The organism is Paenibacillus oryziterrae (genome assembly GCF_042610485.1).
In the GTDB taxonomy this organism is placed as follows: domain Bacteria; phylum Bacillota; class Bacilli; order Paenibacillales; family Paenibacillaceae; genus Paenibacillus_AQ.
This window is the reverse complement of sequence record NZ_JBGJZO010000005.1, coordinates 19487-40316: the sequence shown is the minus strand read 5'-3', so window position 1 is coordinate 40316 and position 20830 is coordinate 19487. Positions and strand designations below refer to the sequence as shown.

The following is a 20830-nucleotide window of genomic DNA, read 5'->3' as shown; positions in this document are numbered from 1 at the left end:
AACATTCCAAAATTGAAGGGTCCTCAGGTTTGCTCTTGGCAATGTGCATGCGCTACAATGCATAATAGGATAATCGAAGGAGTGAAGACATGAACGAAGCTGCATTAACGCTGGAGGGCTGGTACGCCCTGCACGACTTCCGCTCGCTGAACTGGACCGCCTGGACGGCGGCAGACAATGAGGAACGTGCCGTGGCGCTGGATGAATTGCACGCTTTTATAGAGGATTGGAGCCGCGTGGAAGAAGCCAAGCAAGGCAGTTCCGCGGTGTACTCCATTATCGGACAGAAAGCGGACTTTGTAATGATGTTCCTACGGGAGACCCTGGAAGAGCTGAACAAGGTAGAAACCGCATTCAACAAAACGGCATTTGCCCGTTTCACCACCAAGGCCTATTCCTATGTCAGTATTGTGGAGCTTAGCAATTATGCAGCTGGTGGAGGAGATGGCAGTGATCCGATGCAGAATCCGCATGTACTTGCCCGCCTTAAACCTGTACTGCCGAAATCAAATCACATCTGCTTCTACCCGATGAATAAAAAACGTGAGCTTGCCGATAACTGGTATATGCTGGATATGGCGGCACGCCGGGAACTAATGCATTCGCATGGTTTAATCGGTCGGGGATATGCGGGTAAAGTCAAACAGATCATCAGCGGCTCGGTAGGGCTCGATGACTGGGAGTGGGGAGTGACCTTGTTCGCAGATGATGCTCTACAGTTCAAGAAACTTGTTTATGAAATGCGCTTTGACGAGGTCAGCGCGCGTTATGGAGAATTCGGGTCTTTTTATGTCGGTAATTTGCTGACGCCGGAGTCCTTTGAAGAAATGCTCAAGCTGTAATACATAAAGCGCCGGAACCCTTTCTATGGGTATCCGGCGCTTTTTTCATATTAAATAGTATCTATAGTCAGAATAGTTCATGAATCCGCGGAGTCTTCATCCGAATCTTCTTTCTGGAGGCTCTCCAAATATTCCGCCGTTTCCCGGTCCCGGGCACGACTCTTGTCCTTCAGCCTTTCAATAGCCGGAAGAATTAGAATATCGATCTCCTTCTGAACCACATATGCCAGGTCATATTGTCCTTGATCCTCCAGGTAGGACCCTACTTCAATAAGCCCATTATACCGGTCCAGCTCATCTCTGGTCAGCAGGCCGCGTACCTGCACGCTACAATGGCGCATCCTACAGGAATCTGCCTTTCTTCAAGACAAGCGGAATCCCGCCGATGATGAACAGATAACGCATGTCTACAAGTTTCTTAAGCTGTGCTGCCGTCCAGCCTTTATATTTCTTCTCGCCAACCACAGCAATCCCCTGTCCTTTGCCGAGTGAAGCGACCGTCCCCTTATTACTGAATGAGAACTTCTTCGGCTGCTGGCCCCGGATGGAAGCGACCAGATTATAGGCGCAGCATTCTCCCTGCTGCATCGCAATTTGTGCAGTAGGCGGGTATGGGCGTCCTTCCGGATTAATCATCAGGGAGCCGTCTCCGATGATAAAGATATTCTCATGACCCGGAGCATGCAAATAATCGTCAACCTTCACACGTCCGCGCATCGCTTCGAAGCCAGCTGCTTCAATCAGGCGATTGCCGCGGATACCACCCGTCCAGACAATCGTTGAAGCTTTGATCTCTTCACCGGTTGCAAGAATAACCCCGCCAGGCAGACATTCTTTGATTGCCACCCCGAATTTGAAGGTCACACCTTTCTTCGAAAGAACAGTCATGGCGTGCTCTACCAGCTCAGGCGCAAAGCCCGGCAGTGCTGTTGGAGCCGCCTCCACGTTATATATATTCACCAGACTCGGATCTACATCAAATTCCTTACACAGTGCTGGAATACGGTCAGCAAGCTCGGCCACGAATTCGATTCCACTGAATCCGGCGCCGCCGACCACAAAGTTGATATGTTCCTGAGCATTGTTCTCGTTCTTGTATTTGGCGAACTGATATTCAATATGCTCACGGATCAGTCGTACCGAATTAATGCTGCGGATCGTCAGTGCATATTTGTCCAGACCCGGAATTCCGAAGGTTTCAGGTACACCGCCAAGTGCAATAACCAGATAATCATAGGAAAGTGTGCCGTCCTCCAGAATCACTTTTTTCTGCTGTGTGCGGATCTCCTGTACGGAGGATTTAACCAAATCGATTTTGAATTCATCAATCAGTTTGGAAATAGACACTCTTGTGTGCTCAATACTGTCTGTTCCCGCAGCAGGCATATGCAAATGGGTAGTAAAGTAATGATACTCATGGCGGTTAACCAGTGTTACGTCCGCTTCATTATAATTTAGTGCCTTTTGCAATCGCTGGGCGGTTAGAATACCTCCGTATCCCGCTCCCAGAATTACAATTTTGGGAATACTGCTCATGTTCCGGCTCCTTCCAACAAGTAAATCTGTCTATGTGTTATTTTTTGTAAATCTTTTTGTGAATTAATACACTTAAAGTTAGAGGAAATTCCAATCAAACTTAAAGTAATTTGAAAATAATCATATCCATTGTAAACCTTAGTACGCTTTTAATCAAATACAATGATATAAAAAACATATAACAATTACATTACATAGAACGCGGACTTAAGGGGACAGTAAAGACTTTGCAGGGCGATGTCTCTATGTTTATAATGAATAGGTAATCCAGTATGGCAAAATGAATATATCAACTCGGAGGTGTTAATTCTGTGTCATTAGAGCAACCTGAATTTCCTATGAGTGACCTCTTAATTATAGGCGGTGGTCCGGCAGGCATGTTCGCCGCTTTTTACGGTGGAATGCGCCAAGCATCCGTTACCCTTATTGAAAGCATGCCCCAATTGGGAGGACAACTTGCGGCTCTGTACCCTGAGAAATATATCTACGATGTAGCAGGGTTTCCCAAAATAACTGCCCAAGAGCTGGTGGACAACCTCTCCCGGCAGATGGAGCTGTTCCAATCGGATATCCGGCTGGAAGAAAAGGTGGTTTCCGTCGAAAAAAGAGACGAACGCCATTTTATCGTTACCACGGATAAGGCCGAGTACCATGCCAAAGCTCTGATTATTACCGCAGGTGTAGGTGCATTTGAACCACGCCGCCTGGACCTTCCGGAAGCGGCACGTTTTGAGAAAGCAAATCTGCACTATTTTGTAAGCGATCTAAATAAATTTAAAGATAAAAAGGTACTCATCAGTGGGGGTGGCGATTCCGCAGTGGATTGGGCGCTTATGCTGGAGCCAATTGCAACGGAAGTCACGTTAATTCACCGCCGCGATAAATTCCGTGCTCATGAACATAGCGTTGAGAAACTGATGGCTTCAAAGGTTCAGGTAATTACTCCATCGGAGATTACAGAATTGCACGGAGATGAGTTCATCACCAGTGTTACACTCTCCAATATCAAGACCAAAGAGACTCAAGAGATTGAAATAGACAGCGTGATTGTGAATTTCGGCTTTGTATCCTCTCTCGGCCCAATTGCGGAGTGGGGCATTCAAATTGATAGCAATTCGATTGTGGTAGACTCCCGGATGGAGACCAATATCCCGGGAATATATGCCGCTGGTGATATTACTACATATCCAGGTAAGCTGAAGCTGATTGCCGTCGGATTCGGTGAAGCCCCCACTGCTGTTAATAATGCCAAGGTCTACATTGATCCTGAAGCCAAGCTGTCCCCGGGGCACAGCAGCAGTATGAAAATCTAAGCTCGGCTGTTTATAATCAAACAATAAAAGGGTATCCGGGATGCTGGTGTACAGCACGTCAGGATACCCTATTTGTTCATACAGCGGTTTAATTTATGTAGTTGCAGCAGCCAGTGTCACTGTTTATTAGTGGAGAACCGCATGAGATGGAGAGTGTAAGTTCCGTTTGCGAATTTCAACGAGTAATAGGGCGATAAAATCATGTTCTAAACGCAGCTCTATTGCCCTGTGATATGAATCAAGCAGCATCTCATCTGACAATTCAACCATAACGTTCACCTACCTTTCCTTTATTTGAATCTAATCCTATCATATCAAACTATCTTTTTTCGAACAAGCGTTCTCACTATCCACAAGCACTTGTGGAAATCCTGTGTATAATATGTTAGTAAGCACTGGAAAGGTTGTAGTAGCACAGGGGAAAATGGGGATAGAAGTTATACACAGGATTGTTCAAGTCTCTTATTTGCCAAATATTTCTTTATTTCGCCATATAATATTCCATTCAGTGTAACTCTCTGTTTATCCATTATTTAACCGAAATTTACACGACTAAACGCAATTTTATCTCACTACTATCATTATCGTCAATTATTAAAAATTGTTTAATTATTGCGGCCTTGTATTGACTTCTAATATCCAAATCTTCCCCGAATGATCAACGGCATAATCAAATCCCAGCTCGCCTACTCCAGGGAAATGCCGCTCCATGAGTCCGATGCACACATGAGTAAGCCGGCGCATTTCTGCTTTCTTCGCAGAAGTGCTAATACGAGGCAAAGATTTCCGTAGTCCTTCCCGGCAACTGAGCATCGTTCCACCTTTGCATAGATTGGTGACGAACAGCCCTGGACGGGCCAGACGGCCAACCATTGAACGAAACTCCCAGGTCTCACCGTTCTTTACGACCTTAACCCTGTAATCGATAGGACGACCAGAAATACGCGCAAGCGAAATACCCTGCTGGATCAAATATCTGCGTCGCAGCTTCACCATTCCGAGTGCACGTCTCATTGAAGTAAAGTCTTGATACACTCGTGTCCTGTCCATGTAGGTGAAACCATACCCGCGGCTATCGCGGAATACTTTAATCACCCCATGACCTCCCCCGCCCACAACAGGCTTAATCACAACATTCCCATGACGACGCAGCATTTCAAGCAGTGCCGCCGCACTGTATCCCCTTGTTCTCGGAATATAACCGGCGACCCGTGAATCGCTGAGCAGCGCCTCGGTTTTCAGCCATTTGCTGGCCAGTTGTCTCCCCGCCATCTTCCTCCCTCTCCTCTCATCATGAAGCCTACCATATACATTACTCAGAAGTAGTGCCGTCCTCTTGTATGATTGTCCGTGATGAAAGTGGCTCAGCACAAAAAGGGCATATGAACTGACGTTATATGCCCTCAGTCTTTCATCCCTATGAACTTAGTGATTTTATGGAATGAAATCTGCGGTCTGGAATCTTGTTAAAATTCATTGTATTATAATAGCGATTACATAAAGCCGCTGTGCACCGTAACAGCTATAGGGAGGCACTTACAATGGCACAATTCTTCGAGATTTTATATTGGTTCGCCATGATTGGAATGTCTGTCGTTCTTGCAGGTACTACTGTGCTTGTCTGTGCACTGGGCTTCAAATTCTTCAAGCAACGCCGCAGAGTGCTGGGGACCTCCTGCATTGCGTTTTCCCTCGGTGCGGCCGCTCTGATTGTATTCATGATTAATTACAAGTTTATTATTCCTGCATAAATGTGTATTGTAGAACTTTCAACAGGAAAAGCCCTCTGCGGTAATGGATGCGTATTGAAATGCATCTTTACCGCATGAGGGCTTTTTTATTGATGAGCTGGACCATGGACATAACGGAGTTTAAGGCTGGTAATATTCCGTAATCTTTATGACTGTATCATTCAAAATTCTGAACTCATACGTCGCATTCGGATTCATATTCTTCTTAAGGGTTTCAAATGAAACGGTCTTCATTCCCACCCCTTGAAGCGTATCATAGTCCGGTACAGATACCTTGCATGTACCTGATACTTCAAGGTTAGACCCGGCGTGGTCAGGGGCGTAAATATAGTAACCCCCCACCAAATCAATATAATCGTAGATATTGTCTTCTGTAATGGGCTCATCTACATTAAATTCTTCAGCAATATCCGCCAGCACATCCGGGCGGGCTAGAATATCTTCTATACGGTAGAACCATTCGTTGAGATCCATCTGTACATAACGTTTCCCACCATTTTCATAGATTTTAGTTATAAATCCGGTTTGGTAGCTATACAAGGGGCTTGTGATGGACAGGACTCTGTTCGTTTGACTCCAGGCAACCGTGCCTATCCCTATGAATGAGAGAAACTTCACTGGCACCATGGTCGTTCCGTTCATGACGATTACAGCCGCGTTCATCTGCAGGGTTTTCCCGCTAATTCGGATATTCCGTGAATTTAGTTGAAGCTGTATGGAGGTGTTGCCAATGAGCGCTACCAGCGTATTCTTTGCAGGCCCGGCTGTTAACTTCCCGCCGAGTTCCTCCAGTAATTCCTTGAGCGGAGCATAAACAACGCCATTTTTAATAACAGGCTGATGAGCCAGATTCAAATAATGGCCATTCAAGAACACACTTGTCTCGATCATGCCACTCTCTGCAGAGACAGTGCCTTGCAGGGGCAGGTTCAGGCAAGTGATGAACAACAAGAAGGACAACACAAGCTTTTTCAATACGAATACCTCCTTAAACAATATGTAACTATAAATGCTTAAAGAGCTTAGTTTATGTATAGAGCATCTGATGTCTTGGTCATAAAAATAAAAAATCCTACAGGCTTGTGTTTTAACTTTCAACACAAGCCTGTAGGATTCTGGCTGTTTCAACCCTAAATTTCTATACTCAGCAAGGCTCAGCCGCAGGTTTACCGGCATCTGCAGCTGTTCTGAAGCTGGATCCGCAGCCACAGGTGGCTGTAGCGTTCGGATTATTGATGGTAAAGCCTCCGGTCATGCCGGATTCCTCGAAATCGATCTCCAGGCCGTTCAGGTACTTCAAATCGTCTTTCTCGACCACTACCTTCAGCCCTTCGATATCCATATAGACATCCTTGTCGCTTTCGTTATCGTCAAAGCCCATAGCGTATGAGAAACCGCTGCAGCCTCCTTCAGTAACACCCAAACGCAGGAACATGTTCGGTATTTCTTGTGCAGCCAGCATCGTCTTCAATTGGCCAGCCGCTGTTTCACTGATTGTAATCATGGTCTCATCCTCCTTATTAAGATATCCTTATACACTTATCCAATGGCCAAGGGGCCAGGAATGTTTTATTTTAAATTAAGTATACTCCACTCTTATCCGGTCCTCAACCCGCTTCTGCTGATACTTCCTCTATTCTCCTAACCCTCTGCTGAAATAGGTATGTTGCTCCCCTTTTGAGAGAGGTTTATAATAGGAAAAGCGACATGGGTAAAAATTCGGAATTTCGTCACGTAATACTTCAGGAGGAATTATAATGTCTACTCTAATCACGCCCCATACCGATGCCAGAATGGCAGCAATTATCGAGAAAGTCCGCAATGGAATTAGATTAAATTTAGAAGATGGCGTTTATTTATATGAGAGTAATGACCTCCTTACGATCGGCCAGCTGGCCAATGAGGTCAATCTGCGAAAAAACGGAAATAAGGTTTATTTTATCGAAAATATGAGTCTTTATTTCACCAATGTTTGCGAATCCCGCTGTGCATTCTGCAATTTCCGCAAAGATGACGGTGAAGAGGGTGCCTATACGCTTTCAGGTCAGGAAATGGTGCAATATGTCGAACAGCATATTCATCCTGGCGTGCGTGAGTTCCATATCGTAGGCGGCCACAATGATAAAGTTCCTTTTCAATATTATGTGGATTCGCTTCGTGCCCTGAATGAGCGCTTTCCTGAGGTGACTTTAAAAGCGTATACGGCCGCTGAGATTGATTTCTTCACCCGGATCAGTGGTCTTAGTATCCGCGAGGTGCTTGAGGAGCTGCGATCTGCGGGGCTTAAGACACTGACCGGTGGGGGCGCAGAAATTCTGTCCGATCAGTACCGCCAAAAAATGCGGGTGGATAAAGCCAACGTTGAAGAGTATCTTGAGGTTCACCGGACCGCCCACCAAATGGGGATGAAGACGCATACGACAATGCTGTACGGCTCGATTGAATCGCGTGAAGACCGTATCCGTCATATGCTGCAAATCCGCGAGCTGCAGGACGAGACTAACGGTTTCATGGTATTTATTCCTTTGTCCATGCAGCCTAAGAACAAAAATGCAGGCATTATGCGCCGCAACTCTGCATATGAGGATTTAAAGACGATTGCCGTCAGCCGCTTAATGCTGGACAACTTCGACCATATCAAAGCTTACTTCATTAATATTGGTCCGCAGCTTACGCAGGTTGCCCTCAGCTTTGGTGCATCCGATGTCCATGGAACCATCTTGAAAGAACGGATCAGCCATGCAGCAGGAGCGCTTACTCCGGAAGGCATGACGCGCGACGAGCTGATCTGGCTGGTGAAGGGAGCAGGACGGATTCCGGTGGAGCGGGACACGTTCTATAACGAGATCAAGGTATACGAATAACGACAGGCCGGAATTACCGGTAATGCCATATTCGAAAGGAAGACGGTAGCATGCGAACACTGCTCGTCCTCGGCGGCGGCTACGGCGGCTTAGCCCTCATTCAAGAATTGCTCAACAGCCATCTACCCCATGATGTGGAAATTGTTCTGATTGACCGCATGCCTTATCAGGGGATTAAAACGGAATATTACGCACTTGCCGCAGGAACGGCAACCGACTATCATCTACGGATTCAATTCCCTATTCATCCCGCTCTTACCGTGCGTTACGGTGAGATCGGTTCCATTGATCTCGATGACAGGGTTGTGTACCTCGGAACCGGCGAGCCGGTATCTTACGATATTCTGGCCATCGCACTTGGTTGCACCGATAACTTCCATCATATTCCCGGAGCAGCAGAGCATACCTGCAGCATCCAGTCCTTCTCGGGGACACGTGAAACCTACCGCCGCCTGAATGATGTGAGGCCCTATGGTACGGTTAATATCGTAGGCGGGGGACTCAGCGGGGTTGAGCTTGCTGCGGAGCTGCGCGAGAGCCGCCCGGATCTGAACATCTCTATCCTGGATAGAGGTGAACGTATCCTATCCGCTTTTCCCGCCAAGCTGTCAGCATATGTGGAAGAATGGTTCAGTGAGCATCATGTGGAGACGATTGGTCGTATTTCGGTATCCCATGTAGAGTCGGATGCTGTCTTTAACGGCAGCCAGGCTATCGCTTCCGACATTACGGTCTGGACCGCAGGAATTCAACCCGTGCAGGTGGTTCAGGACCTTCAGCTTCCGAAAGACCGCGGAGGACGAATTATTGTCGGTGACTACTATAATATTTCCGATTATCCGGAGGTATATGTCATTGGTGATTGTGCCAGCCTCCCATTCGCCCCAAGTGCCCAGGCTGCTGGCGCACAAGGGGAACAGGTTGCTCATATTATAAGAGCGCTTTGGCGGAATGAGAAACCCCGGCTTCAAAAAATACGCCTAAAAGGGACGCTCGGCTCCTTGGGTAAAAATAACGGGTTTGGACTGATGGGTTCCCGCTCTGTGATGGGACGGGTACCGCGGCTCTTGAAGAGCGGTGTGCTCTGGATGTCCAAACGGCATTTCGGATAAAATAACATGGAGGTCTAATCAAGCATCAGCTTGTCCCAGGCCTCCTGTTCTTTAATCTTGGTGTTAATCGCCTCTTCCAGTTCTTCAGGCGTGTCCGCCTCGATGATTTCCCCATCCAGCATGGCAAAGGGCTTCACGTAACATTCGCCGCAATTGTTAAGACATCCGTATTCGATAACATCATATTCCGGGTTCTGTTCGAGTTTATGCATAAGCTTATCAGTACCGTGTCCCAGATTGCTGGCGCAAAATTCAATAATTGGTCTCATGTTGATCTCCCTGCCCTGCAAACCATTTTATTTTTTAACTTTTTGTACTATAATGAACTTACGAAAGGAGTGATTGAGAAATGAGTGAGAATGTACAAAGCGCCTCCATGTATGATGAAGTGCTGGAAGTTCTGGATAAGCTTCGCCCGTTCCTGCAGCGCGATGGCGGTGACGTAGAATTGATCGATGTCGAAGACGGCATCGTTAAGCTTAAATTGATGGGTGCCTGCGGCAGCTGCCCAAGCTCCACCATTACACTCAAGGCCGGTATTGAACGTGCCCTGATTGAAGAAGTAGAAGGCGTAGAGGAAGTTATTCAAGTATTCTAATCCCCGCCATATACAGATTCATCATCCCGGTTCTTCCGCTATTCGGAAGGCCGGGATTTTTAGTCTGTTGCCATTATAGAGGAAATCTCTTGGAAGATCAAAAAATCCCGCAGCCCATGAAGGGCTTGCGGGATTTCTTAGTTCAAGCTGATCTTAGAATGCAGGGATAATGGAGCCTTTGTATTTCTCTTCGATGAAGGCTTTAGCTTCCGGGGAGTTCAGCGCTGCTGCCAGCTTCTGAATCGCTTCGGAATCTTTGTTATCCGGACGGGTTACGAGCAGATTCGCATAAGGGGAATCTCCGGATTCGATGAACAAAGCATCTGTCGTAGGTACCAGACCTGCTTCAAGCGCATAGTTGGCATTGATCAGAGCCAGATCCACTTCTTCCAACTGACGCGGTAGAACCGCTGCTTCAAGCTCGATAATATCCAGCTTCTTCGGATTTTCGGTAATATCCGCTTTAGTGGAGCTGATATTAGTTGGATCTTTCAAAGTGATCAGACCATTCTTCGCAAGAAGGATAAGCGCACGGCCACCGTTTGTAGCATCATTAGGAATAGCTACTTTTGCGCCATCGGCAAGCTCATCAATGGATTTAATCTTTTTGGAATAAGCACCAAACGGTTCAACGTGAACAGCTGCAACAGATACCAGGTCTGTTCCGTTTTGTTTATTTTGATCATCGAGGTAAGGTTTGTGCTGGAAGAAGTTCGCATCCAGTTCACCTTCAGCGAGTTGTGTATTCGGAAGGATATAGTCCGTGAATTCTTTGATTTCAAGCTTTACGCCTTGTGCTTCCAGCTGTGGAGCGATAGCTTCCAGTATTTCAGCATGTGGAATCGGAGAAGCGCCAATCACCAGGGTAACAGGTTCAGCAGCAGGTGCTTCAGTAGCTTCAGCTGTTGCTTCGCCAGCAGGTGCATTCGTCGCAGCCGCGTTGGAAGAATTATTGTTGTTGTTGCCGCAAGCTGCCAGCACCACGATCAGTGTCAGGCTAAAGAACATCAGCAATACTTTTTTCATTTGTAAATCCCCCTCTTAACAGTATGATTTAAATTTATGAATAAGGATATCTATGTGGATGTACCTTATTTCCGTGTAAAATACCGGACCAGCCGGTCTCCCGCCATCTGCAGCAACTGCACCAGCAGCACCAGCAGAATGATGGATACAATCATGACTTCCTTCTGATAACGGTGGTATCCGTATCGGATTGCCAGATCCCCAAGACCTCCGCCTCCAACCGACCCGGACATTGCGGTGTAGGATACAAGCGTAACAACCGCAATTGTAATGCCGGCTACCAGACCCGGAAGTGCTTCAGGTAGCAGTACTCGCGTAATGATCTGCCAGGTGGAAGCTCCCATACCCTGCGCCGCTTCGATGACGCCACGGTCTACCTCGCGCAACGAGGTTTCAACCAGACGGGCCAGGAATGGAACTGCTCCGATAACCAACGCCGGGATAATGCCTTTAACACCAATGGAGGTTCCCACAATCTCACGGCTTAATGGAATAACGGCAATCATCAAAATGATGAAAGGCACAGACCGGAGAATGTTGACGATAAAGGATGCTATTCCGTAAAGTACGCGAATTCCCGGGGTTGTTGATCTCCCCCACAAATATAGCACAATTCCGAGTGGAATACCAAGAATAATTGTGAACAATGATGAAAATCCTAACATCTTGAGTGTATCCCATGTCCCCGTAAGCATTTCATCCCATTTAATCAAGGAAAAATCGAGTGGTTTGTTCATACCAGCACCTCCACATCAAGCCCTTGGGTGGTCAATTCGGTAATTGTAGCGCCCACAGCATCCGGCGAGCCTTCAAATCGGACGATCAGTTGCCCATAAGGTACATCCTTGATCGTCGATATCGTACCCTGCAGAATGGCAAAATTGACGCCGGTTCCGCTCGCTACCCGGGACAGGGTGGACTCATACGTTTTTTGCCCGAGGAACGTAATCTTGACCGCTTTTGACGAATCTGGTTGTCCTTCGATAGCAGCCCGGAGCGGCCCATCATTCTTCGCTTCGCTACGAATGAACTCCCGTGTAATGTCATGCTTTGGCTTCAGGAACACCTCGGTCACATCACCCTGCTCGACAATTCCGCCTCCATGGATGACCGCAACCCGGTCGCAGATACTCTGAATGACATGCATCTCATGTGTGATTAACACAATGGTCAGATGAAACCGCTTGTTGATATCCAGCAGCAGCTTCAGAATGGAATCGGTCGTCTGCGGATCAAGCGCAGAGGTCGCTTCGTCGCAGAGCAGCACGTCCGGTTCGCTGGCAAGTGCACGGGCAACCCCGACACGCTGCTTCTGTCCGCCTGATAGTTGCGCCGGGTATTTATTTTTGTGCTCTTCCAGACCCACAAGCGCCAGCAGCTCCGATACCTTACTCTCAATCGCTGCTCTAGGCGTACCAGCCAGCCGCAACGGAAAAGCGATATTCTCATAGACGGTTGCTGAGGACAGCAGATTAAAATGTTGAAAGATCATACCGATCTTCCGGCGCTGATTCTGCAGCTGCCTGCGGTTAAGCTTAGTTAACTCCACTCCGTCTACCCAAACTTCACCTTCTGTCGGACGTTCCAGCAAATTGATACAACGGATCAATGTGCTTTTTCCCGCACCGGAGTGACCGATCACACCGAATATCTCTCCTTTTCGGATTGATAAATCAAGATTTGAGAGTGCAGTAGCCGCACTTTTGCCTTTCCCGTACACCTTGGTCAAACTTTTAAGTTCTATCATGTAGCCGTCCCTCCTTTTTTGCTTATTTGCATATAAAAAAGACCCCGACGATCATTCGCAGATCGCAAGAGGCCCTGTTTCGTTTATATACAATGCCGTCTCATCTGCCAAAGGCCGCATCACGTATACGGCATTGTAGGAATTAGCACCATGACATTGCTGCTCTGAGTCAAAACTGACTGTCAGAACATCAATCGGTTGCCGGGCTTCATCGGGCCTATCCCTCCGCCGCTCTCGATAAGATTCTAGTATTCAATTAGTTAACGCTGCTTGTAAAGATGTTAATGCAAGTAAGTATAGGATATATTCAGTTTCTTTGTCAAAGAAAAAATTTTGGAACTATCATCAGCTTCTGTTTTTAGAAGCAGTTGACGTCTTATTCCATTGCTCGATACTGTAGCGGTAAGCCTGTACGAGAGATTTGCATGCCATTTCAAGCCCCTGCTGAAGATCCTCAAGATGACTATCCAGATCCTCAAGTTTCACCTTGTTGTGGAGACCCTGATGCCGCTGCCACAGATCGTCCTGCATCTCGGAATTCATGTAATGAATCTCGGAATTCCGGCGTTTTCGCAGGTTTTGCAGTGGCACCCTGTACAAATTTTTGATTGTTTCAAGCTGACCAGCAAGCACCGTATGCTCATTGATGATTTGAAACTGACGCAGCACCGTAAAGTAAGAAAAGTGGGCTTTTACTTTGGAGGTATTCAGATTATAGAGCGTGTTAAGTACTGTACCCAGCTTGTCCAGCAGGGAGAATACACGGATAAATCCATTTTTATAAAAATACACATATCGTGCATATTCTCCCTGCTCAGCGGCCTCCATATCGTCGATATTCCCGCTGACCACCGATTTACGGAAAAATGCCGCGGCGAACAGGCTTTGTTCCAGCTCATCCAGGGAGGACATCAGTCCCCGGGTCCAAATCTCCAGCTCACGGAACTCATGGCTGCGATCCTCGTGAATGTTCATTTCCTTGCGCAGCAGCGCCGCCATTCTGCCCATTTCATCCATGGCCTCGCCTAATACTCCGCTATTTACACGGGGTGGTTCCCCCAGCAGCACACGCAGCATACCGCTTCCTCCTTACGCAATCCTGTTATCCGCTTTATTCTTCCAAATCCAAGCCCGCTCTATCCGCTTCCCTTGGTCTGACCATTATTCGCTTCTTACACCAAGCTGCCAGACGCGGACGCTCATATAACACAACACGCCGAACAAACCTGCAATGAGCAATATATGAGACAACGCGGCAAAAATATAAAGCCGGTCATTATTTAAGGTCTGCACAACGGCAGCGCCGCTGAGAACCTGCAACAGGCAAAGGACAACAGCAGCAATACCTAAACCGCGCAGTTCCGTGTGCTCTTTATGTTTCCAGAAGGCCATATGTCCCAGCACAGCCGTAAGAACAAAGAGCAGCGCCGCCGCCACTCGGTGCATAAATACTATACCGACGCCTCCGGACAGCTCAGGAACCCATTCCCCGTTGCATAAAGGCCATCCGGAACAGCCGCCCTGTGAATCCGTATGGCTGACGAAAGCCCCAATATATACCACGATATAAGAATACACTGCCGTAATCCAGGTCAGATTCCGAAACCAACGCCTAACCGGAGGACCTTCAGCAGACTGACGATAGACAGATTCGCCAGCTTCAGCTTGTCTTCGTGTACCCAGAGCAAGCATGACGGAGGATGCAAAGGCAATCAGGGAGAACCCCATATGCAGCGCCATTACCGGTGCAGACTGGGCTTTCACTACCGCAAGCGCTCCCATTCCACCCTGAACAATAACAAATAACAAGGTTAAGAAGGCATAGATTAACAGATCCCGCCGCTGCCTAGCATACCGCCAAAAGGCCACCATGGACGCGAGCGAGAGCATTCCGGCCAATCCGCTGGACAGTCGGTGTGTATATTCGATTAGCGAACCTAACGTATAGGCAGGTACCAGCTTGCCATTGCAGAGGGGCCACTCATTCCCGCATTCAAGTCCCGAGCCTGTCTTTGTCACCAACGCACCGCCAAGCAGCGCCATAAACATGACCAGACAGGTTATGTAACTAAGCCATTTCAACTGTTTCACAGTCATCGTTATCACCCGCTGTATGAGAGAAATGAAGGACGGATAAAGAAAGGGATATTTCTTGAAAAAAACACCGCTTCAGCAGAGAACAGCGAAAGCGGTGTGTTTGGACTTACTTGTGGATGCTCAGGTAAACTTCTAATGCCGTGTTCAGGAAATTCTCTATTTCTTCGCGGGACTTGCGCAGCTTGTTCACATAACGAACCAGCTCACGGCCGTCGGTATAAGCGACAAAGCTGGGAATGCCCATAATGTTCTGCTCCTGGCTGACATCCCCAACAGCGTCTACATCTACCTCTACGAGCGTAAGCTTATCGCTGTACTTTTGCTCAACATCCGGCATAAAGGGATCTATAAATTTGCAATCGGAGCACCAATCCGCTTTGAATACCGCAACTGTTAATCTGGGTGATTGAATGGATACCTGAAATTCACCCGGTGATGTTATTTTGTCCATACTCCTACCGTCCTCTCGTCTAGTAAGCTTCCGTATCTCCCTTAAGTGAAGCAAAATGTGATGCGGAAGTCAAACATAAAAAATTAAAAATGAGACATTGATCATGGTAATTGGTGATAGCCGTAACTACGGTGAATGTTTGGACTTTCGGCCGCTGTTGTCTCCGGATTTCTGGATTGTAAACCGCTGATCGCGGTTGAAATCCGGAGACAGCATATGCTTTCGACGCGAGCTTTCCTGCGGAAAGCTTTCGGGCGGTCGTTTCACTGCTAGCTCCAAAAATTCCCCTACGTTACTTACTCACAGTTGAATTTTGATTTAAATTACTTGCAACTACAAAAGCACTAGTTTCTCATCCGCACCCGTGCGGGCTGCAGCTTCATCAGCGGGTTCAGCAGCTTTTGCAGGGAACGCGGGTAGCTCGCCAGCTCTTCACGGCTGAGTACGCCAAGCACAATTAGCATTACCAGGTAAATAATGACCACAACCGCACCTACAACCAGGCAGGTGATCAGAAAGGCCAGACGTGCAGGCATGAGATGAACCATTTGGATTCCGGCCACATTCAGGCCATAACCGATTCCGCCCGATACCAGCACAGTAGCGGCAAAGCTCCCCCAGCGTTTACCCATAATTTCAAAGGGTACAATGGTCTTGAGCAGGCGCAGATTCAAATACGTAATTAGAATGAAGCACAAGGCGGTTGCCGCAAGAATCCCGTACATCCCAAAGATCTTGCTGAGCAGAACTGTAAGGACGAGCTTCAGGACTATACCTGCCAGCACGTAGAACATAGATACACGCGACTTACCCATACCCAGCAGAATAGAGTTGGACGTCATCATCGTAATTTGAAAAATCGTTCCGAGCGTCAGCATCCCCACAATGCCGCTGCCATCCAGACTACTAAAGATCAAGCCGTTGACCGAATAAGCGGCGACTGTCAGAGCAAGCACAATAGGCGTGCCCGTCAAAATAGAAATACGCAAGGCAAGCGTAACCTGTCGTTTCAAATGATCCGTGTCCCGGCGGGCATAAGCGGCAGAAATCACGGGAATCAGCGATGCGCTAAGCGCAATCGCCAGGATCGGTGGAATACCAGCAATACTTTGCGCCCGGGCGGTAAGATGTGCCAATGCCGTTGTGGCATCAGCCCGTCCCAATTGATCAATAAGCAGCGGGATAACCATTGAATTGTCGATCAGATTGACCGCTGGAATCGTCAGAGATGAAAGCACGATCGGGATGGACAGCTTGAACATATCTTTATAAATGCCCGATAGCGGCAGCTTTTGAGTCGTGTCATAGATAATACCGGATGCTTTGTCAGCACTTCTAAGCTTCAAACTGTAATACAGCATAATAATAAATGCGGCGATACTGCCCAGCACGCTGCCAAATGAAGCACCAGCTGCCATCGTTGTATTGTCGTAACCCTGCTGCATCAGCAGGTAGGCGAACAAAATAGCCGTGATTACACGGGCGACCTGTTCCGTGATTTGAGATAGTCCGTTGGCCATCATATAATTTCTGCCTTGAAAATACCCGCGCATAATCGCAATTGCAGGAAACAGCAGCAGCGCAGGAGCAATCGCACGAATGGCTAATGCCGCCTCAGGCAAATCAACTACATGGGTTGCATAATACGGAGCCCCTATGTACAGCAACAGTGTGATAACTACGCCAGCCACCCCGGCGAACAATAGTGCAGCCCGGTATACCTGCTGTGCTTCACCCGGCCGGTCAAGTGCATAACGTTCCGAGACCATCTTGCTGAGTGTACTGGGAATGCCGGCTGTAGCTACTGCAAGCAACATCAGGTAGACATTATTCGCGACACCAAAGGACGCATTTCCTATTCCGTTGAACATATGCTCCAGAGGCACGCGCTGGGCAAGGCCCAGTACACGTGCAACCAGTGCGGCGGCAGCCAGGATTAGCGTACCTTTGACAAATGATTCTTTCTTAGACAAACTAACTCGCCTCATTTTCTAAAAATAATTAGTACCTGGCGATCCAGATGAAGAAGAGGATGACCATAATAACCTGCAGTACAATTTTGACTACCGTGCTGCTGAGTAAGCCAAGCAGAGAGCCCAGACTGACCTTAGCCGCTTTTCCAGGAGCAGATCCGGCAAGCATTTCACCTGCGAAGGCTCCCACGAAAGGACCGATAATCAGCCCAAACGGCGGGAAGATAAAGGCACCTGCGATGATTCCGAGCGTGCTGCCAATGACTGAGTACCTGGAGCCGCCGAATTTTTTGACACCCCAGGCTCCGACAACATAGTCAGCGACGAATAGGGCAATGACAATAAGGGTCTGCGTGATCCAGAATCCTGCACCAAAGGAATCAAAGGTAAAGAACCAGCCATAGATGAAAAAAGCCAAATAAATGGCCAGTGCCCCAGGCAGGATCGGATATACAGCCCCAATCAGCCCGACAACGAATAAAGCGATAATGAGAATCCAGCCCAGGACCGCCACATCAGTTCACTCCCAAATGTTTGGTTGCGAATACCTTCTGCAGGAGATTACCTTACGGTAATGCTATCCCCGGAAATCTTCGCATCGGATAAAATATATTTCTGAATGACTTCGGCAATTCCGTCATGATTATTTGATGATACGACAACATCAGCTTCCTGTTTGACAGTCTTCTGGGCGTTGCCCATAGCAACTCCGAGACCCGCCTTCTGAATAACGGCAAGATCATTAAGACTATCTCCAACGGCAACGACCTGGGACATGTTAATACCGAGCAGGCGGCAGACCGATTTGATCCCCGACGCCTTATTTACGCCCAGAGGATTAATCTCCAGATTATGCGGTGAAGAATTGGTAATCTCCAGCCCGCCCATATCTTGCAGCCGCATCAGCACCTGGTGGCGGATATCATCATCCGCAGTCTGGTAGCCAAATTTCAGCCACTCCCGGCCTACAACATTGCCATCCCAATTATCTTGCTTATGCACTTCATTGGTGGAATACGCCCAGAACCAGATGCCAAATTCCTGAGCGAGATCATACATGCGGGTGACCAGCTGCGGGTCCATCAAGGAACGCCGGTACAGCTCGTGAGGAGCTCTCCACACTTCACTGCCATTCACCGTGACCATTGGTGTCTTCAGACCCAGTTGCTCCGCGTACGGGTATGCGCCCCGAAAAGCGCGTCCTGTAGACAGGCATACATGCACACCGGCATTCACCGCCCGGTGAATCCATTTTACCGTCTCGGGTGTTATTTGCTGTTCATCGTTAAGCAGGGTTCCATCCATATCCAAAGCTAGCAGGCGGTATTTGGCAATCATTTGCCACCCCTCCATTCTTTTGCCCTCCTCCATGTTAGAGGGAGCTGTTTATTTAATGAGTAGTATCCGTAGTCGTCGCGGCTTGGCCGTCCTCCTTCGTATTATTAACCTCATTTTGTACAACTTGCTGATTTTTTTTCGGTACACCGTCTAAGCCGTATTCCCAGTCATAAGCATCAAATATTTTACGCGCCACCGGAGCAGCACTGTTGGAACCGAATCCACCCTCAGGAATAATTACCGCAACCGCAAGTTTCGGATTCTCGCGCGGTGCAAAGGCGATAAATACGCCGTTATCCCGACGCTGTCCTTTAGCGTCTTGTTGAGAAGTTCCCGTCTTACGGGCAAAGTCATATGGAAAGTCATTAAAGGCAGTTACGGAACTATTCATACCTGTCTTAACTTCTTTCCAGAATGCTGGGTCGAAATCTACTTTATTTAGCACCTGACGGGAGGATTTTTTCACCACATTCCCTTCCGCATCAGTGATTTTGCTGACCAGCTGCGGTTTAATGCGAATCCCCTCATTAGCCAAAGTCGACGCATATTGCGCCAGTTGGAGTGTTGTATATCCAGCTTGTTGTCCGAAGGAAGCGTAGACGAGACTGGCTTGGGCGCTGCCTGTGGACTCTGTTTTATTATAGTTGATATACCCATTAAACTCTTTAGGAAGGCCAATTTCAGTGGATACGCCAAGTCCAAATTCCTTCATGTAGGTATCCCAGACATCTATTCCTTTATCCTGATATTTCGTGTACAACTTTTTTCCAACCATATCTACCATAAACACGTTGGATGATTTCTCAATCGCACGTGACGGATCCATACTGCCGTATACGTGATTCGAAGCATTGCGGACACTTGTTTCATGCCCTGCTTTACCGAAATTAGTAATCCCCTTGTCTTGATATGTGGTTGATGTGGTAAAGAATCCTTCATTCAAGCCTATTAATACACTTAATGGTTTGACCGTTGAACCCAAATACACTGTGGACTCTAAACCATTTCCGGATCTGCCGGAAGAATATGGGGTGATCGTACCATTTTGATAATTAGACACTATTTCATTCCATATTTTAGGATCAATACTGCTGCCGCCGCTGCTGGTCCAGGCATTCGTATCATAATCCGGCATGCTCGCCATCGCGACAATATTTCCAGTGTCTACTTCCATCGCTACAGCGTAACCTGTCAATGCATCCGGATGCAGCTTGCCGAGAACCGGATTAGTGTGCAGCCATTTAATCTGATCCAGGATCGCCTGCTCCGTCTTCATCTGTACATTCTTGTTAATTGTTGTCCAGATATCATTACCCTTGACCGGAGGGACCACCTTCTCGATTTTCTCCGCCATGTTCTGGGCGTTGATCGATACCTCCTGGTAACCATTCTGGCCGCGCAACTCTCGCTGGTATTGCAGCTCCAGGCCGTCATATCCTACATACTCATCGTCTTTATAAGTTAAACCCGCCTCGGGATTATTACGAGTCGCGTTGATAATATTCTGATATATCGGCAGACTGTTGGAATATTTATAGAGCTTAACATACCCCACCGTTTGTACTGCTACCGTGTCTTTGTCATAGTGACGCTGGTTCTCTTCAACAATTTCAAGCCCAGGGTATGAATCCTTATGCTCCATGAAATACGCGACTTCGCTTTGGGATAATCCAACCTTGATCCGGCGGGGGGTATACCCCTGGTATTTCTTATAGAACAGATCCATTGCTTCAATGACGTCCGCCTGAGTCATCTGGATTTCATCTGCCGCTCCGTACTCTTTAAAATCAGCAGCTAATTTGGCGGCAAGTGCATTCGATTTGGCCTGCGCATCTGCCGTAAGCACCAGATCGCCTGTCACTTTATCTGTTTCTTTCGCGGAATAGTCCTTCGTTAGCGTAATATAAAGCGATTGGACAGGCGTTGAATACGCCAGCTTTTCCCCACCGTCCGCATAGATTACGCCGCGCATGGCCGCTAGAGGGACATTTTTCACTTCACGGTTGGTCTCCACCTCACTGAGCGTTGGACCTTCCACAAATTGAAGAACTGCTAAACGGATAATAATAACGCAGAATATAATAAATGTGCTGAAGAAAAACACATTAATTCGCAGACCCATGGAATTCTTGTGATTTGTATCGTCCGAAGACGGGTTTTGCTTGCCGAAGAGGCCCACCAT

23 protein-coding genes and 1 riboswitch are annotated in these 20830 nt (G+C 47.6%); of the genes, 6 read left to right on the top strand and 17 right to left on the bottom strand.

What is annotated here, in order from left to right:
• The first annotated feature begins 89 nt into the window (after positions 1-89).
• Positions 90-842: a hydrogen peroxide-dependent heme synthase gene (gene hemQ, locus ACAN55_RS07860; RefSeq protein ID WP_379130481.1), complete on the top strand. Its 753-nt coding sequence runs from the start codon at positions 90-92 to the stop codon at positions 840-842.
• 77 nt (positions 843-919) lie between these two features.
• Here the strand turns inward: hemQ and ACAN55_RS07855 are convergent, their stop codons facing one another.
• Together ACAN55_RS07855 and ACAN55_RS07850 are read right to left on the bottom strand one after the other, a co-directional pair.
• Positions 920-1183, bottom strand: a complete 264-nt coding sequence (locus tag ACAN55_RS07855) for a hypothetical protein (protein ID WP_379130478.1) — start codon at positions 1181-1183, stop codon at positions 920-922.
• Between the two features lies 1 nt (position 1184).
• Positions 1185-2378, bottom strand: coding sequence for an NAD(P)/FAD-dependent oxidoreductase (locus tag ACAN55_RS07850; RefSeq protein WP_379130475.1), 1194 nt, complete (start codon positions 2376-2378; stop codon positions 1185-1187).
• Positions 2379-2716: 338 nt separating this feature from the next.
• Here ACAN55_RS07850 and ACAN55_RS07845 point away from each other — a divergent pair, with 338 nt between their 5' ends.
• Positions 2717-3691 (top strand): NAD(P)/FAD-dependent oxidoreductase, encoded by a 975-nt coding sequence (locus tag ACAN55_RS07845; RefSeq protein WP_379130472.1) that lies wholly within the window; start codon positions 2717-2719, stop codon positions 3689-3691.
• 126 nt (positions 3692-3817) lie between these two features.
• Here the strand turns inward: ACAN55_RS07845 and sda are convergent, their stop codons facing one another.
• Positions 3818-3961, bottom strand: coding sequence for a sporulation histidine kinase inhibitor Sda (sda, locus tag ACAN55_RS07840; protein ID WP_379130470.1), 144 nt, complete (start codon positions 3959-3961; stop codon positions 3818-3820).
• 339 nt (positions 3962-4300) lie between these two features.
• Positions 4301-4963 carry a YheC/YheD family protein gene (locus tag ACAN55_RS07835; RefSeq protein WP_379130467.1) on the bottom strand — a complete coding sequence of 221 codons (663 nt, stop codon included), beginning with the start codon at positions 4961-4963 and terminating at the stop codon, positions 4301-4303.
• 269 nt (positions 4964-5232) lie between these two features.
• Here ACAN55_RS07835 and ACAN55_RS07830 point away from each other — a divergent pair, with 269 nt between their 5' ends.
• A complete protein-coding gene (locus ACAN55_RS07830; protein ID WP_379130465.1) occupies positions 5233-5442 on the top strand; it encodes a hypothetical protein in 210 nt (69 codons plus the stop codon).
• A 120-nt stretch (positions 5443-5562) separates the two neighbouring features.
• On the opposite strand, the gene ACAN55_RS07825 is transcribed toward ACAN55_RS07830, so the two are convergent.
• Both ACAN55_RS07825 and ACAN55_RS07820 read right to left on the bottom strand, forming a co-directional pair.
• Positions 5563-6417 carry a copper amine oxidase N-terminal domain-containing protein gene (locus ACAN55_RS07825; RefSeq protein WP_379130463.1) on the bottom strand — a complete coding sequence of 285 codons (855 nt, stop codon included), beginning with the start codon at positions 6415-6417 and terminating at the stop codon, positions 5563-5565.
• 169 nt (positions 6418-6586) lie between these two features.
• Complete coding sequence (locus ACAN55_RS07820) at positions 6587-6946, bottom strand: HesB/IscA family protein (protein ID WP_379130461.1); 360 nt, start codon at positions 6944-6946, stop codon at positions 6587-6589.
• Between the two features lie 253 nt (positions 6947-7199).
• Here ACAN55_RS07820 and mqnE point away from each other — a divergent pair, with 253 nt between their 5' ends.
• Entirely contained in the window at positions 7200-8306 is a 1107-nt protein-coding gene (gene mqnE, locus ACAN55_RS07815) for an aminofutalosine synthase MqnE (protein WP_379130458.1), read from the top strand.
• A gap of 50 nt (positions 8307-8356) precedes the next feature.
• The gene (locus ACAN55_RS07810; protein ID WP_379130455.1) at positions 8357-9418 is read left to right on the top strand and encodes an NAD(P)/FAD-dependent oxidoreductase; all 1062 of its coding nucleotides are present in this window, start codon (positions 8357-8359) and stop codon (positions 9416-9418) included.
• 14 nt (positions 9419-9432) lie between these two features.
• Here ACAN55_RS07810 and ACAN55_RS07805 read toward each other — a convergent pair whose 3' ends face one another.
• Positions 9433-9687, bottom strand: coding sequence for a YuzB family protein (locus ACAN55_RS07805; RefSeq protein ID WP_379130452.1), 255 nt, complete (start codon positions 9685-9687; stop codon positions 9433-9435).
• An 80-nt stretch (positions 9688-9767) separates the two neighbouring features.
• Between ACAN55_RS07805 and ACAN55_RS07800 the strand changes: the two genes are divergently transcribed.
• Positions 9768-10016 (top strand): NifU family protein, encoded by a 249-nt coding sequence (locus ACAN55_RS07800; RefSeq protein ID WP_379130449.1) that lies wholly within the window; start codon positions 9768-9770, stop codon positions 10014-10016.
• 153 nt (positions 10017-10169) lie between these two features.
• Here ACAN55_RS07800 and ACAN55_RS07795 read toward each other — a convergent pair whose 3' ends face one another.
• The 10 genes from ACAN55_RS07795 to ACAN55_RS07750 all read right to left on the bottom strand — a co-directional run bounded on the left by ACAN55_RS07795 (position 10170) and on the right by ACAN55_RS07750 (position 20830).
• A complete protein-coding gene (locus ACAN55_RS07795; RefSeq protein ID WP_379130445.1) occupies positions 10170-11042 on the bottom strand; it encodes a MetQ/NlpA family ABC transporter substrate-binding protein in 873 nt (290 codons plus the stop codon).
• 65 nt (positions 11043-11107) lie between these two features.
• Positions 11108-11779 carry a methionine ABC transporter permease gene (locus ACAN55_RS07790; RefSeq protein ID WP_379130443.1) on the bottom strand — a complete coding sequence of 224 codons (672 nt, stop codon included), beginning with the start codon at positions 11777-11779 and terminating at the stop codon, positions 11108-11110.
• Positions 11776-12789, bottom strand: a complete 1014-nt coding sequence (locus ACAN55_RS07785; RefSeq protein WP_379130441.1) for a methionine ABC transporter ATP-binding protein — start codon at positions 12787-12789, stop codon at positions 11776-11778. Before ACAN55_RS07785 ends, ACAN55_RS07790 begins: the two co-directional genes overlap by 4 nt.
• A gap of 97 nt (positions 12790-12886) precedes the next feature.
• A riboswitch (SAM riboswitch) is annotated at positions 12887-13033 on the bottom strand.
• Positions 13034-13134: 101 nt separating this feature from the next.
• Positions 13135-13866 carry a Cthe_2314 family HEPN domain-containing protein gene (locus ACAN55_RS07780; protein WP_379130438.1) on the bottom strand — a complete coding sequence of 244 codons (732 nt, stop codon included), beginning with the start codon at positions 13864-13866 and terminating at the stop codon, positions 13135-13137.
• Between the two features lie 84 nt (positions 13867-13950).
• Positions 13951-14886 (bottom strand): COX15/CtaA family protein, encoded by a 936-nt coding sequence (locus ACAN55_RS07775; protein WP_379130435.1) that lies wholly within the window; start codon positions 14884-14886, stop codon positions 13951-13953.
• 106 nt (positions 14887-14992) lie between these two features.
• Positions 14993-15337 (bottom strand): thioredoxin family protein, encoded by a 345-nt coding sequence (locus tag ACAN55_RS07770; RefSeq protein WP_379130432.1) that lies wholly within the window; start codon positions 15335-15337, stop codon positions 14993-14995.
• Positions 15338-15681: 344 nt separating this feature from the next.
• On the bottom strand, positions 15682-17310 hold the full coding sequence (locus tag ACAN55_RS07765) for a putative polysaccharide biosynthesis protein (protein WP_379130429.1): 1629 nt from the start codon (positions 17308-17310) through the stop codon (positions 15682-15684).
• Positions 17311-17338: 28 nt separating this feature from the next.
• A complete protein-coding gene (locus ACAN55_RS07760; protein ID WP_379130427.1) occupies positions 17339-17824 on the bottom strand; it encodes a DUF456 domain-containing protein in 486 nt (161 codons plus the stop codon).
• A 47-nt stretch (positions 17825-17871) separates the two neighbouring features.
• Entirely contained in the window at positions 17872-18648 is a 777-nt protein-coding gene (locus ACAN55_RS07755; RefSeq protein WP_379130897.1) for a Cof-type HAD-IIB family hydrolase, read from the bottom strand.
• 52 nt (positions 18649-18700) lie between these two features.
• Positions 18701-20830: a peptidoglycan D,D-transpeptidase FtsI family protein gene (locus ACAN55_RS07750; protein WP_379130895.1), complete on the bottom strand. Its 2130-nt coding sequence runs from the start codon at positions 20828-20830 to the stop codon at positions 18701-18703.

What these genes read in the sequence shown, in the direction of transcription:
- hemQ (WP_379130481.1), top strand. Translation starts at nt 90, where the DNA reads ATGAACGAAGCTGCATTAACGCTGGAGGGCTGGTACGCCCTGCACGAC.
- ACAN55_RS07855 (WP_379130478.1), bottom strand. Translation starts at nt 1,183, where the DNA reads ATGCGCCATTGTAGCGTGCAGGTACGCGGCCTGCTGACCAGAGATGAG.
- ACAN55_RS07850 (WP_379130475.1), bottom strand. Translation starts at nt 2,378, where the DNA reads ATGAGCAGTATTCCCAAAATTGTAATTCTGGGAGCGGGATACGGAGGT.
- ACAN55_RS07845 (WP_379130472.1), top strand. Translation starts at nt 2,717, where the DNA reads ATGAGTGACCTCTTAATTATAGGCGGTGGTCCGGCAGGCATGTTCGCC.
- sda (WP_379130470.1), bottom strand. Translation starts at nt 3,961, where the DNA reads ATGGTTGAATTGTCAGATGAGATGCTGCTTGATTCATATCACAGGGCA.
- ACAN55_RS07835 (WP_379130467.1), bottom strand. Translation starts at nt 4,963, where the DNA reads ATGGCGGGGAGACAACTGGCCAGCAAATGGCTGAAAACCGAGGCGCTG.
- ACAN55_RS07830 (WP_379130465.1), top strand. Translation starts at nt 5,233, where the DNA reads ATGGCACAATTCTTCGAGATTTTATATTGGTTCGCCATGATTGGAATG.
- ACAN55_RS07820 (WP_379130461.1), bottom strand. Translation starts at nt 6,946, where the DNA reads ATGATTACAATCAGTGAAACAGCGGCTGGCCAATTGAAGACGATGCTG.
- mqnE (WP_379130458.1), top strand. Translation starts at nt 7,200, where the DNA reads ATGTCTACTCTAATCACGCCCCATACCGATGCCAGAATGGCAGCAATT.
- ACAN55_RS07810 (WP_379130455.1), top strand. Translation starts at nt 8,357, where the DNA reads ATGCGAACACTGCTCGTCCTCGGCGGCGGCTACGGCGGCTTAGCCCTC.
- ACAN55_RS07805 (WP_379130452.1), bottom strand. Translation starts at nt 9,687, where the DNA reads ATGAGACCAATTATTGAATTTTGCGCCAGCAATCTGGGACACGGTACT.
- ACAN55_RS07800 (WP_379130449.1), top strand. Translation starts at nt 9,768, where the DNA reads ATGAGTGAGAATGTACAAAGCGCCTCCATGTATGATGAAGTGCTGGAA.
- ACAN55_RS07795 (WP_379130445.1), bottom strand. Translation starts at nt 11,042, where the DNA reads ATGAAAAAAGTATTGCTGATGTTCTTTAGCCTGACACTGATCGTGGTG.
- ACAN55_RS07790 (WP_379130443.1), bottom strand. Translation starts at nt 11,779, where the DNA reads ATGAACAAACCACTCGATTTTTCCTTGATTAAATGGGATGAAATGCTT.
- ACAN55_RS07785 (WP_379130441.1), bottom strand. Translation starts at nt 12,789, where the DNA reads ATGATAGAACTTAAAAGTTTGACCAAGGTGTACGGGAAAGGCAAAAGT.
- ACAN55_RS07780 (WP_379130438.1), bottom strand. Translation starts at nt 13,866, where the DNA reads ATGCTGCGTGTGCTGCTGGGGGAACCACCCCGTGTAAATAGCGGAGTA.
- ACAN55_RS07775 (WP_379130435.1), bottom strand. Translation starts at nt 14,886, where the DNA reads ATGACTGTGAAACAGTTGAAATGGCTTAGTTACATAACCTGTCTGGTC.
- ACAN55_RS07770 (WP_379130432.1), bottom strand. Translation starts at nt 15,337, where the DNA reads ATGGACAAAATAACATCACCGGGTGAATTTCAGGTATCCATTCAATCA.
- ACAN55_RS07755 (WP_379130897.1), bottom strand. Translation starts at nt 18,648, where the DNA reads ATGATTGCCAAATACCGCCTGCTAGCTTTGGATATGGATGGAACCCTG.
- ACAN55_RS07750 (WP_379130895.1), bottom strand. Translation starts at nt 20,830, where the DNA reads ATGGTGGGCCTCTTCGGCAAGCAAAACCCGTCTTCGGACGATACAAAT.